The 12460-nt window shown below is 70.1% G+C and carries 12 protein-coding genes; 4 read left to right on the forward strand and 8 right to left on the reverse strand.

Going from position 1 to position 12460, the window contains the following annotated elements; all coding sequences use genetic code 11:
- Window positions 1-351 precede the first annotated feature (351 nt).
- The 3 genes from AC1DXV_RS23880 to AC1DXV_RS23890 all read left to right on the forward strand — a co-directional run bounded on the left by AC1DXV_RS23880 (window position 352) and on the right by AC1DXV_RS23890 (window position 1982).
- Window positions 352-846 carry a hypothetical protein gene (locus tag AC1DXV_RS23880; RefSeq protein WP_477868645.1) on the forward strand — a complete coding sequence of 165 codons (495 nt, stop codon included), beginning with the start codon at window positions 352-354 and terminating at the stop codon, window positions 844-846.
- Between the two features lie 133 nt (window positions 847-979).
- Window positions 980-1567 (forward strand): nucleotidyltransferase domain-containing protein, encoded by a 588-nt coding sequence (locus AC1DXV_RS23885; protein ID WP_477868647.1) that lies wholly within the window; start codon window positions 980-982, stop codon window positions 1565-1567.
- Window positions 1551-1982, forward strand: coding sequence for a hypothetical protein (locus AC1DXV_RS23890; protein WP_477935858.1), 432 nt, complete (start codon window positions 1551-1553; stop codon window positions 1980-1982). Before AC1DXV_RS23885 ends, AC1DXV_RS23890 begins: the two co-directional genes overlap by 17 nt.
- A gap of 77 nt (window positions 1983-2059) precedes the next feature.
- Here AC1DXV_RS23890 and AC1DXV_RS23895 read toward each other — a convergent pair whose 3' ends face one another.
- The 5 genes from AC1DXV_RS23895 to AC1DXV_RS23915 form a co-directional block, all read right to left on the reverse strand.
- Window positions 2060-2248 (reverse strand): hypothetical protein, encoded by a 189-nt coding sequence (locus AC1DXV_RS23895; RefSeq protein WP_047584921.1) that lies wholly within the window; start codon window positions 2246-2248, stop codon window positions 2060-2062.
- 77 nt (window positions 2249-2325) lie between these two features.
- On the reverse strand, window positions 2326-3381 hold the full coding sequence (locus tag AC1DXV_RS23900; RefSeq protein WP_477868651.1) for a CaiB/BaiF CoA transferase family protein: 1056 nt from the start codon (window positions 3379-3381) through the stop codon (window positions 2326-2328).
- A complete protein-coding gene (locus AC1DXV_RS23905) occupies window positions 3374-4234 on the reverse strand; it encodes a 2OG-Fe(II) oxygenase (RefSeq protein ID WP_477868653.1) in 861 nt (286 codons plus the stop codon). The genes AC1DXV_RS23900 and AC1DXV_RS23905 overlap by 8 nt, the downstream gene beginning before the upstream one ends.
- A gap of 7 nt (window positions 4235-4241) precedes the next feature.
- Window positions 4242-5018, reverse strand: coding sequence for a peroxide stress protein YaaA (yaaA, locus tag AC1DXV_RS23910; RefSeq protein WP_477868655.1), 777 nt, complete (start codon window positions 5016-5018; stop codon window positions 4242-4244).
- Between the two features lie 99 nt (window positions 5019-5117).
- A complete protein-coding gene (locus AC1DXV_RS23915) occupies window positions 5118-8294 on the reverse strand; it encodes an error-prone DNA polymerase (protein ID WP_477935860.1) in 3177 nt (1058 codons plus the stop codon).
- A gap of 116 nt (window positions 8295-8410) precedes the next feature.
- Here AC1DXV_RS23915 and AC1DXV_RS23920 point away from each other — a divergent pair, with 116 nt between their 5' ends.
- A complete protein-coding gene (locus AC1DXV_RS23920; RefSeq protein WP_477935862.1) occupies window positions 8411-9856 on the forward strand; it encodes an NAD-dependent succinate-semialdehyde dehydrogenase in 1446 nt (481 codons plus the stop codon).
- Here AC1DXV_RS23920 and AC1DXV_RS23925 read toward each other — a convergent pair.
- From AC1DXV_RS23925 to AC1DXV_RS23935, 3 genes are all read right to left on the reverse strand, one after another.
- Window positions 9843-11129, reverse strand: a complete 1287-nt coding sequence (locus AC1DXV_RS23925) for a glycoside hydrolase family 18 protein (RefSeq protein ID WP_477935864.1) — start codon at window positions 11127-11129, stop codon at window positions 9843-9845. The two genes, AC1DXV_RS23920 and AC1DXV_RS23925, sit on opposite strands and share 14 nt — an antisense overlap.
- Window positions 11130-11159: 30 nt before the next feature.
- Window positions 11160-12188 (reverse strand): phytoene/squalene synthase family protein, encoded by a 1029-nt coding sequence (locus AC1DXV_RS23930; RefSeq protein ID WP_477935866.1) that lies wholly within the window; start codon window positions 12186-12188, stop codon window positions 11160-11162.
- A gap of 91 nt (window positions 12189-12279) precedes the next feature.
- Window positions 12280-12460: hypothetical protein (locus tag AC1DXV_RS23935; RefSeq protein WP_477935868.1), on the reverse strand; the 181-nt coding region annotated here is incomplete at its 5' end.

The raw sequence follows: 12460 nt of genomic DNA on the forward strand, positions 1-12460 counted from the left end.
GTGGTGGTGGCGGTGGCAGCAACGGTGGTGGCCAGGGCCGCAGCACCGGTGGCGGCCAGGCACCGGCTCCGTCGGCCGCGCGTCCGAGCGGCCCGCGTCCGCAGCAGCCGGGCAATGGCCCGCGCCGCGAAGGCGGCGCCAAGCCGGCCCCGCGCCTGACCCAGCCCAAGCGCTGAACCCTCGGCTGTCTGTCAGTTGCCGAGGGAGTCGGCACTCACAGACAGCCCGATTTGTATCCAATTGTCTGGCGGCTGGCGGGCTGGGCCCGCAAGCTGTCGCGTCTGGATACATCTCGAGCCGTCATGGGGCGTACCGTCGACGCCCGCCCATTCGACTCGAGAGACACACCCCATGGACAGCACCTGGCATACGGCCTGGCAAGGGCCGGACATCGTCGTTTTTCATGACGATGCCGAAGTCGACCGCTTCAAGGCCGCCGACGTTCAGCGCGTGATCTTCGTGCAGCACGGCAGCGGCGAGCACCTGGGCGACCTGTCGTACTCGGTGGTGGAGCTCCCCGATGAATTCCTGCTGCTGCCGGCGAACACCGGCTTTGCCGGGCGCGTGCACTTCGAGCGGCTGGCCTTCTGGGCCGACAAGCGCTGCATCTACTGGGGCCAYGAATCGCACGCGCCGTTGCCCGGCCGGCTGCGCCGGGGCTTGCGCCTGCTGAAGCCCGCATTGCCGATCTTCGGACGAGTGCCGCGCGTCGACCTGGACGACTCGATCGCCCGCTGGACGCTGACCGGCCCGCAGACCTGGGACGAGCGCAAGTGGCAGCGGATCGCGTCGAGCCGGCCGTTTGCAACGGTGGTGGAGGCGGCGAAGCCGCGCTTGCGCGCCTGATCGCCGGCACCAGGGAGATTGCCCCCTCGATTCGACTCAAGTCGTGAGTCGGGTCGAAAGATTGTTGTACATTCAACATCAAATGTTGTTGAATGACCAACATGCCAAGCAGTCAAGCACGGGACAGGGGCGCATGAACGCCGAGCTCATGTCCGAACTCCTCGGAGGCGCCGGTCGCTACAAGGCGCTGCGCTGCCTTTTCGAGCATCCCGACAAGGGCTACGGGCCTCGTGAACTGGCCGCCGAAACCGGAGTGGACCCGGGCAATCTCTCGCGCTGGCTCCGCCGTTGGGCCGACATCGGCCTGCTTGAGCGACGCACGGGAAGCCGGCAGACGCTCTACGCCGCCTCGATGAGCCCCGCGCTCGCTCCATTGCGCGTGCTGCTCCAGCAGGACAACGAGATCGTCCGCGTGCTTCGCGAACGCCTGGCTGAACTCAACGCGCCGGTCGTCGCGGCAGCCGTGTTCGGTTCCACGGCCCGAGGCGAAGCCCAGACGGGCAGCGACATCGACCTGTTGCTCGTGACCGGTGCCTCCCGCCTGCAGGCCCAGGCGCACTTCAAGGCCGCCGGCCGCACGCTCGGACGCCCGGTCAACGTGCTGACCTTCACCGCGAACCAATGGGCTGAAGCGAAACGATCGGGAGATGAGTTCGTCGCAGAAGTCTTGCGCAACCCCGTCATCACACTCCAAGGAGAGTTGAATGCTGCGCACGGCTGAGGACTTCTACAACGAAGGGAGCAAGGTGTTCCACAGAGCACCTGTGAACCGCCAATCCATCCAAGGCTGGATCGGCATCAGCAAGGGCAAGATTGCCGACGCCCAGCGCAAGGAGAATTCAACGACAACCCGTCTGGGGGCCGCCTACGACGCCATCCTCAATCTCAGCCTGGCCATCCTGTCCTCGCGCGGCTGGCGAGCCGGCGCAGCGGAGGGACACCACCACGTGCAGACGCTCGAAGCAGCTTGCGCATACGCCGGTGTGACCCAGGCGGTCTTCGATCAGCTCGATGCCATTCGCGACCTGCGCAACAACCAGTACCAGGGCATCGAGCCCAGCGAAGGCGATGTAAAGCTCGCGTTGTCAGTCCTGGAGCGTCTGGTGCCTCAATTGCTGCATCTGCTGTCCTCCTAGACCCGCCCACAAAAAACCCGGCCTGAGCCGGGTTTCCTGTGCCTTGGGGCGCTGACGCCCGGAAAGCTGCCTGGATCTCAGGCGGCCTTCTTTTCAGCCTTGGCCTTCTTGGCCTTCTTGGTCGACTTCTTGTCGGCCTTCTTGGAGGCAGCGGCCGGAGCCGCTTCCTTGGCGGCCGGGGCTGCAGCGGCCGGAGCCGAAGCAGCTTGGGCGAACGCGCCCAGCGAGAAGGTGGCGGCGATCAGCGCGGCGATGAGTTTGTTCATAGGGGGCTCCTTTGCAAAGGTCGAGCAACACGCTCGGGAGGCACAACGGCGGTTCGAACACGCGCGTTGACGAAACGTCAGCGTTTATTTACGAAGAGCGCGTGATCGTGACATTCGTCAAGCCGCAGCACCGGGGTGACGCAGCCATCGATCGGTTCCAGCAGCGCCCACCAGTCGGCCAGGGTTCGGGTTAACACCAGGGCTGCCAGCGCATCGCGCAAGGCCAGCGACGCGGTGCTGCCGACCTCCAGCCCGAGCGACCAATGCTGGCCCGACCACTCGGGCCGCTCCAGCGCCACGCACAGGCGCTGCCAGAACGGCAGCTCCAACGCGCCGACCGCGAGGTGGCGGCCGTCGGCCGTGCGATAGACGCCGTAGCACGGCGCACCGCCGGACAGCAGGTCGCGGCCCGGCACCGGCGCCCGGCCGGTCTGCGCGACCACCAGGTCGGCCAGCACATGGTGGCGGCGCACTTCATGCGTCATCGAGATGTCGACGTGGCGCCCGGCGCCGCCGCGCTGCACCGCGAGCAACGCGGCGAGGATGCCCGCCACCGCGGCCTGCGTGCCGCCCATCAGGTCGCCGATCTGGAAGTTCGGCGCGACCGGCTCGCCGTCGGGCCCGGCGAGCTGGTGCAGCACGCCGGCCATTGCGATGTAGTTGATGTCGTGGCCGGCCCGCTGCGCCCACGGGCCGCTCTGGCCATAGCCGCTGATCGAGCACATCACGAGCCGCGGGTTGCGCGCCGACAGCATGGGCCAGCCGAGCCCGAACCGGGCCATCACGCCAGGCCGGAAGCCTTCGATCAGCACATCGGCACGCGCCACCTCGTCGAGCAATGCGGTGCGATCGGCCTCGTCGCGCAGGTCCAGCGTGCGCAGCGCCTTGCCCTCGTTCAGGCGGCGGAACATCAGCGCCGGCTCGCCGGCCGCACGCTCTGCGTCCGTGCGCCACAGCTCGCGCGCACCGTCCTGCTGGCCGGGCGGGCCTTCGATCTTCAGCACCTCGGCACCCAGGCGCTGCAGCTCCAGCGCCGCCAGCGGCCCGGGCAGCAGCCGCGTCAGGTCCAGCACCCGCACGCCGGCCAGCGGCGGCGGTGCCGGTGCCGGCACCTCGTTCAGAGGCTCACTCAAACTTTCCTTCGCGCATCCATTTCGTCGCGACCCACTTCTCGCCTTCGAGCACCGGCGCGCCGCCATGCAGCGTGCGCGTCATCGCGTGCGGCCGGTCGTAGCTGAAGAACACCGCATTGCCCTTGACCGGCGCGACCTCGAGGTTCACGTCGGGGAAGGTGGTGGCACCGCCGCGCGTCGGCGAGTTGAGGTACACCACCAGCGTGCCGACACGCTGGCCGCCGCGCTTCAGGATGGTCGGCGTGCCCGGCTGCGCCGGGTCGAAGTAGTCGTAGTGCGGCTTGTACTCGGCGCCCGGCTGGTAGCGCAGGATCTGCAGCCCCTCGCCATTGTCGAGCGGCCAGTTCAGCAGCTTCGCGATGCGCCCTTCGATGCGCTTGCACACGTCGTTCTCGCCGCGGCCGAAGAACATGCCCTCGCTGGTGCGCGCGACATTGACCTCGCTCGCACCGGTCGTCGTGACCACCGTCTCGGAGCGGGCGAGCCGCTGGCGCGCCAGCGCGACCAGTTCGTCGCACTCGGCCTCGGTCATCAGCCCGCCGAACACGACGACGCGCGGGTTGCGCATCGTCATCACGATCTTGACCTCATGCCCGTCGACCACCACCGAGCCGGGCGAATCGAGCAGGTCGGGCTCGGGCACGGGCACCGGCACCGGCAGGCCGTTCGCCTTCGCGTGGTCCTTCAGGAAGCCCTGCAGCGTGTCCTCGAGCGCCTCGATCGCGACGTCTTCGGTCCAGCCGCTGTCGATCATGGACTTCAGGACATCGTCCGGGCTGCGACCGGCCTTGGCCTGGTCGATGATCCATTGCCGCAGTTCGGGCGTGATGCTCTGCTTGGTCGTGCTGTTCATGGTGGGTTCAGCTCAGGTGTCGGCGAAAAACCAGCCGGTCGGGTTGCGACGCGGCGGGATCGAAACGGTAACCGTCGGCGTTGAATTTTTCCAGCCCCTTCGGGGTGGCGAGCTTCTTCTTGATCGCGTGCCGCGCCATCAGGCCGCGGGCGCGCTTGGCGAAGAAGCTGATGACCTTGTACTGGCCGTTCTTCCAGTCCTCGAACACGCACTCGACGACGCGGGCCTTCAGCACCTTGCGGCGCACCGCGCGGAAGTACTCGTTCGACGCGAGATTGACGATCACCGGGCTGGCATCGGCCGCGAGGCGCTCGTTCAGGTGCTCGGCCAGCGTGTCGCCCCAGTAGTCGTACAGCGTGGCGCCGCGCGGCGTCGGCAGGGCGGTGCCCATCTCGAGCCGGTACGGCTGCATGCGGTCGAGCGGCCGCAGCACGCCGTACAGGCCCGACAGGATGCACAGGTGGTCCTGCGCCCAGGCCAGCTCGGCGTCGCTCAGCGTCGGGGCCTTCAGGCCGTCGTAGACATCGCCGTCGAACGCGAGCGCGGCCGGGCGGCTGTTGGCGTCGGTGAAGCGCGGGCTCCACGCGGCATAGCGCTCGGCGTTGAGCGCCGACAGCGGCTCGGACAGGTGCATCAGCGCCGCGATGTCGGCGACCGAGTGCGTCTTCAGCACCTGGATCAGCTCCGCCGACCGGGGCAGGAAGGACGGCATCGTCGGCTCGTGCGCGGTGCGCAGCGGCGTGTCGTAGTCGAGGGTCTTGGCGGGCGAGAGCAGGAACAGCATGAAGCCGGAGCGCGGTGCGGAAGGAAACACGGGAACCCCGAACTCTATCGAATCGGCGTGCAACATCTGGTTTCCAGGTGTGCCCGCGGCTTCGGCGCGTCATCGGAAATCGCGACTTCTTGCCACCAATCCGCCTAACAAGGGCGTGTGATCGATCATCTTGACCGCCAGCAGGTGCATCACGTCGCCCTGCCGCTGCCACTGGCCGTAGACCGTCAGCAGCCGCGAAGCGAGCAAGGCCTGGCGCTGGGTCTCGAACACGCGCGGCCAGACGATGATGTTGACGGCGCCGGTCTCGTCTTCCAGCGTGACGAAGACCGTGCCCTTGGCGGTCTGCGGCCGCTGCCGGTGCGTGACCAGCCCGCTCGCGCGCGCCAGCCGGCCGTCGGGGTAGCCGCGCAGYACGGCCGCGGTCTGCACCTGGAAGGCCTCGAGCTGCGGGCGCAGCAGCGCGAGCGGGTGGCGCTTCAGCGTCAGCCCGAGCGCCTGGTAGTCGGCCACCGTCTCCTCGACCTCGGCCGGCGCGGGCAGCTGCAGCGCGGGCTCGTCGACGCGGGTGCGGCGCAGCATCGCGGTGGGCCGCGTGTCGATGCCGGCCACCGCCCAGGCGGCCTGGTGGCGGTGGCCGCTCAGGCTGTGCAGCGCATCGGCCTGCGCCAGCGACTGCAGCTCGTGGGCGTTCAGCTCGGCGCGCCGCGCCAGGTCTTCGGGGTTCGCGAAGGCGCCGCGCTCGCGGGCGGCCACGATGCGCTGCGCCGCCGCCTCAGGCAGKCCGCCGACGCGGTTCRGCCCCAGCCGCACCGGCCGCAGCCCGCCGCCCGGAGCGGCCTCGTCGAGAGGCCCCTCCGGCGACCATTTCAGCGACCATTCCAGCGTGCACTCCCAGTCGCTGCACGCCACGTCGACCGGCCGCACCTCGACGCCGTGCTCGCGCGCATCGCGCACCAGCTGCGCCGGTGCGTAGAACCCCATCGGCTGGCTGTTCAGCAAGGCCGCGAGAAACGCATCGGGGTGGTGGCACTTGATCCAGCTGCTGTTGTAGGCGAGCAGCGCGAAGCCGGCCGCATGGCTCTCCGGGAAGCCGTATTCGCCGAAGCCCTCCATCTGCTTGAAGATGCGCTCGGCGTACTCGAGCGCGTAGCCGTTGGCGACCATGCGGCCGACCAGCCGCTCGTGGAACGGCCCGAGCCCGCCCTTGCGCTTCCACGCGGCCATCGCGCGGCGCAGCTGGTCGGCCTCGCCCTGCGTGAAGTCGGCGGCCAGCATCGCGATCTGCATCACCTGCTCCTGGAAGATCGGCACGCCCTTCGTGCGTTCCAGCGCGGGCCAGAGCGGCTTGGGGCAATCGATCTCCTCGATCGGCAGGTTGCGGTTCTTGAGATAGGGGTGGACCATGCCGCCCTGGATCGGGCCGGGCCGCACGATCGCGACCTCGACCACCAGGTCGTAGTACTTTCGCGGCCGCAGGCGCGGCAGCATGCTCATCTGTGCGCGGCTCTCGATCTGGAACACGCCGACGGTGTCGGCCTGGCAGATCATGTCGTAGGTGGGCGTGTCGCCTTCGGCGATGTCCTGCATGCGGAACTCACGGCCCCGCTTGTGGCCGATGAACTCCAGCGCGCGGCGCAGCGCGCTGAGCATGCCGAGCGCGAGGATGTCGACCTTGATGAGCCCGAGCGCGTCGAGGTCGTCCTTGTCCCACTGCACGACGCTGCGCTTGTCCATCGCGGCGTTCTCGACCGGCACCAGCTGCTCGATCTGGTCGCGCGCGATCACGAAGCCGCCCGGGTGCTGGCTCAGGTGGCGCGGAAAGCCCACCAGCATGCCGGTCAGCTCGGCCCATTGCCGCACCACCAGCGAATCGGGATCGAAGCCGTTCTCGCGCAGGCGCTCGCGGCTGATGCCGCGGCCGTCGAACCACTGCTGGCTCTTCGAGACGGCGTCGATGCGCTGCAGGTCGATGCCGAGCGCGCGGCCGACGTCGCGCACCGCGCTGCGCGGCCGGTAGCTGATGACGACCGCGGTCAGCGCCGCGCGGTGGCGCCCGTACTTGCCGTAGATGTACTGGATGACCTCTTCGCGGCGCTGGTGCTCGAAGTCGATGTCGATGTCGGGCGGCTCGTTGCGCTCGGCGCTGATGAAGCGGCCGAACAGCAGCGTCGCGCGTTCGGGATCGACCTCGGTCACCTCGAGGCAGTAGCACACCAGCGAGTTCGCCGCGCTGCCGCGCCCCTGGCACAGGATGTTCCGCGCGCGGGCCCAGCGCACGATGTCGGCCACCGTCAGGAAGTAGGCCTCGTAGCCGAGCTGCTCGATCAGCGCGAGCTCGTCCTCGATCAGCTTCGACCACTTGGGTTTCAGCCCGTCGGGAAAGCGCTTCGGCACGCCGGCATAGGTGAGCCGGCGCAGGTGGGCGATCGGCGTCATGCCCTCGGGCACGACCTCGCGCGGGTACTCGTACTTCAGCTCGGCGAGCGAGAAGGTGCACTGCGCGGCCAGCAGCAGCGTGTTGTCGAGCCACGCCGGCTCGTAGAGGCCGGCCAGCCGGCTGCGCGAGCGCAGGTACTGCTCGGCATTGGGTGCGAGCTGCAGCCCGCATTCGGTGAGCGGCAGGTTCAGCCGCGTGGCGGTCAGCGTGTCCTGCAGCGACTTGCGCGAGCGCAGGTGCATCAGCACGTCGCCGGACGCGACCACCGGCAGGCCGACCCGCCGCGCGACCTGCAGCACGGTGGCGAGCAGTTCCTCGTCGCCCGGGCGGTGCAGCCGCTCGAGGGCCAGCGCGGCCCGTTCGTGGAACCAGGTCTTGAGCCACATCGCATGCGCGAACACCGTCTCGAACGGCTGCGCGGCATCGGGCACCAGCAGTGCCAGGCATTCGGGCAGGCCGGCCAGCGTGGGCGCGTCGGGCACGCCGCCTTCGAGGTCGGACGGGTGCGCGAGGTAATGCCCCTTGTCGGCGCGGCGCCGCGCGACGGTGATCCAGTGCGACAGGTTGCCGTAGCCGCGGCGCGTCTGCGCGAGCAGCACGAGCCGCGCATGCGGCTCGCCGCCGGCCGGCAGCGTGAGCCGCATCTCGCTGCCGATGATCAGGTGCAGCTGGCGACGCCGTGCCTCGACGTGCGCGCGCACCACGCCGGACAGCGAGCATTCGTCGGTGATCGCGAGCGCCGCGTAGCCGAGGTCGGCGGCGCGGTTCACCAGTTCCTCGGGGTGCGAGGCCCCGGTGAGGAAGCTGAAATTGCTGCGGCAGTGCAGCTCGGCGTAAGGGGGAAGCATCGCGAACAGAATACTGTTTTTTCATACAGTATAGAAACAGCCTGAGCACGCAGCAAGGGCTTGGCCCAGGGTTGACAATGGCGCCCTTCCCCGCTTCGACGACAACGCGAAAGCCCATGAGCGACACCACCTACCCCGACACCCGCCTGCTGATCGACAACCAATGGGTCGACGCCACCGGCGGCAAGACGCTGGACGTGCTGAACCCCGCCACCGGTGCGCCGATCGGCAAGGTCGCGCATGCCTCGACGGCCGACCTCGACCGCGCGCTGGCCGCCGCGCAGCGCGGCTTCGAGACCTGGCGCGCGACGTCCGCGCACGAGCGCGGCAACCTGATGCGCCGCGCCGCCGCGCTGCTGCGCGAACGCGCCGACGGCATCGCCCGCCTGATGACGCAGGAGCAGGGCAAGCCGCTGGCCGAGGCGCGCGTCGAGGTGCTGGCCGGTGCCGACATCATCGACTGGTTCGCCGACGAAGGCCGCCGCGTGTACGGCCGCATCGTGCCGTCGCGCAACCTGGCCGCGCAGCAACTGGTGCTGAAGGAGCCGGTCGGCCCGGTCGCGGCCTTCACGCCGTGGAACTTCCCGATCAACCAGATCGTGCGCAAGCTCGGCGCGGCGCTCGCGAGCGGCTGCTCGTTCCTCGTCAAGGCGCCCGAGGAAACCCCGGCCTCGCCGGCCGCGCTGCTGGCCACCTTCGTCGATGCCGGCATCCCGGCCGGCGTGCTCGGCCTGGTGTTCGGCAACCCGGCCGAGATCTCGGCCTACCTGATCCCGCACCCGGTCATCCGCAAGGTCACCTTCACCGGCTCGACGCCGATCGGCAAGGAACTGGCCGCGCTGGCCGGCCGCCACATGAAGCGCGTGACGATGGAGCTGGGCGGCCACGCGCCGGTGATCGTCGCCGACGACGCCGATGTCGCGCTCGCGGTCAAGGCCGCCGGTGGCGCGAAGTTCCGCAATGCCGGGCAGGTCTGCATCTCGCCGACGCGCTTCCTGGTGCACAACAGCGTGAAGGCGGAGTTCTCGCAGGCGCTGGTGGCACACGCCCAGAAGCTGAAGCTGGGCGACGGCCTGGCCGAAGGCACCACGCTCGGCCCGCTGGCCAATGCGCGCCGCCTGGGCGCGATGGCCAAGGTGGTCGACGATGCACGCAAGCGCGGCGCCACGGTCGCGACCGGTGGCGAACGCGTCGGCAGCAGCGGCAACTTCTTCGCGCCGACGGTGCTGACCGACGTGCCGCTCGATGCCGACGTGTTCAACAACGAACCGTTCGGCCCGGTGGCCGCGGTGCGCGGCTTCGACACGCTGGACGAGGCGATCGCCGAAGCCAACCGCCTGCCGTTCGGGCTGGCCAGCTACGCCTTCACGCGCTCGATCAAGAACGCGCACCTGCTGTCGCAGCGCCTGGAGGTCGGCATGCTGTGGATCAACCAGCCGGCCGCGCCGGTGGCCGAGATGCCGTTCGGCGGCGTCAAGGACTCGGGCTACGGCACCGAGGGCGGGCCGGAGGCGATGGAGGCCTACCTGGTGACGAAGAGCGTGTCGATCATGGCCGTCTGACGGCCTTCGCGGGCGCCGGACCCGGGGTCTGCCCGACCCCGAGGTTCATCGCGTTCAGGATGTCGCCGTTGTCCTGCGACAGCTCCCACGCGAACACGCCCGCCAGCCCGTGCGCGACCGCGAAGCGGCCCTTGCGCCGCACGCTGCGCGGGTCGTCGTAGCCGATCATCTGCTGCGCGCGCGCATTCCACAGCGTGTACGACTGCGTGCCGCGGTCGTACACCGTTCTCCAGCCCTGCGCGCCGGTGCCCTTCGGTCCCAGCCAGCCGTCGGCCAGTTCGCGGTAGGTGATGTCGCCTTCCTTGCCGGGGAACACGCCGCTGCGCGGCACGCCGTTGAAGCCGTTCGGCCCCGGGCCCTTCACGCCGGCGAAGCCGCGGCCGTACATCGCGACGCCGGCCACCAGCTTGTGCGCCGGCACGCCCGCCTTCGTCATCACGCGCACGGCGCCTTCGAGGCTGTCGTTCGTCTCCGGCGTCGGGCTCGCGAGCGGCGTGTGGTGGCCGGCCAGCGGCGTCCAGCCACCGGCGAAGTCGTAGGTCATCATGAAGACGAGGTCCATCACCTTCGCCGCCTCGGCGTGGTTGACCTTCGTCGCGAGCGATTCGGTGGTGTTGACCGCGGCGGTCAGCAGGTAGCGCCGGCCGGTCTGCGCGGCCAGGCCGTCGAGCGCGCGGCGCAGGTCGGCCATCAGGTCCGCATAGCCCTGCCCGTCGGCCGGCGTGCCGAGCGCGACGCCGTTGGCGCTGCCGTTCGAGGTGGGGTGCTCCCAGTCGATGTCGATGCCGTCGAAGGCCGGGTGCGTCTGCAGGAACTGCGCGACCGAGGCAGCGAACACCGCACGCCGCGCCGGGTCGTTCGCGAGGTGGAAGAACGGGTCCGAGCCGCCCCAGCCGCCCACCGAGGCCAGCACCAACGCCCGCGGCGCGCGCTGCTTGAAGCGGGCGAAGACGGCATCGAACTCGTCGTCGCGCTTCGAGGTGGCGAGCTGGAAATCGGCCTTGCCTTCGCAGGCCGCGGCGTCCTGCGGCAGCTGGCCGGGGCCGCACAGGTGCAGGAAGGCGTAGAGCAGGTGCGTCAGGTTGCCGGCGGGCACGCGGTCGAGCAGGTCCTGCGGCTGCCAGTGCGGCACGTAGACGCCGACGACCCTGCCGCTGGTGGGCGTGAACGGGCGGTGCTGTCCGGTGAAGGGCGGCACCGGTTCGGCGGCCGACGCGGCCGTGGTGATCAGGCTCAGGGCTGCCAGGGCCAGCATCCATCGCGGTCGGTTCATCGGCGGTCTCGTCGAGTGGGTTGATGAAGTTCAGGCATGGCAGGCTGCCTCGACGCGCGCGAGCGCCGCATCGGTCCAGCGCCGCAGCGCCGCATTCGACAGCGCGGTCGGCACCGAGCGCAGCAGCATCCGGTAGACCGCGCCGCGCGTCACCTTGAGGCGCCGTGACGGGTCGAGCCAGCCCGGCGCGCTGAGCAGCAGCTCGATCGACGCGAGCCCGAGCATCAGCGGCCACAGCGACGCGAGCCGCAGGCGCAGGCTGCTCGCGGGGATCTGCAGCACATAGCCGGCGCCGGCGCGGTAGCCGGCCAGCGCCTGCGCGCTCAGTGCCAGCAGCAGCGGCCGGGCCGCCGCGCGGCGCGCCGGATCGATCAGGTCGCCGACCTGCAGGCCGTGTTGCGCGAGCAGCTCGGCGGGCAGGTAGCAGCGGCCGTTCGCGAGGTCTTCGGCGGCATCGCGCAGCACGTTCGTCAGCTGCAGCGCCTGGCCGTAGGCGACGCCCTGCGCGACCCTCGCGTCGCGCGGCCACGCCTGCAGCTCGGGCCGGTGGCGCATCGCGATGTCGGTCCAGAACTCGCCGACGCAGCCGGCCACCAGGTAGGTGTAGCGATCCAGCTCGGCGCGGGTCTGCAGCGGCAACGGCGCGCCGGCGCGGCCGTGTTCGAAGTGCTGCAGGTCGAAGCACATGCCGTCGGTCAGCGTCGTGACCACGCGGCGGATGTCGGCGATGTCGGCGGGCTGCTGGCGGCGCAGCAGGTCGAGCGCCTCGGGCAGCGCAGTCATCAGCGCGGCCTCGCCGGCATCGGCCGGGCTGCCGGCATCGATCGCCTGCGTCGGCGAGGTGCCGGCCACCTGGGCGCGCCACGACAGCAGTTGCGCCAGCCGTTGCGGGGCCGGGCGGCCGGGCGTGTCGGCGAGGGTGTCAGCCGCGCGCGCGAGCAGGTAAGCCAGGCTGACCGGCGCGCGCAAGCCCGGCGGCAGCATGCGCAGGCTCAGGTAGAACGATCGGGAGACCCGCTTCAGCAGGTCGCCGAGCAGCGTGTCGGTGGGAACGGGCATGGGCTGGCAATGTAGCCCGGATGCCAATCCGGGAATCGTCGCTCATTCGGAAAGCCGCATCCCGGATTGGCATCCGGGCTACGCACAGCCCTCAACCCGACGACTTGAAGACCCCGAACAGCCGCCCGATGCGGCCGGCAATGCCGCGCTCGCCGGACGCCTTGATCAGCGGGCTGGCCGGCCGGTTRCCGAACGGATCACCGGTCTGCACGCCGCGCGTCGCGGCGGTGCCGGCGCGCGCGGGCGCCGTTCGCACTGCTGCGGCCGGAGCC

This window comes from Rhizobacter sp. P3_C12 (assembly GCF_056402735.1).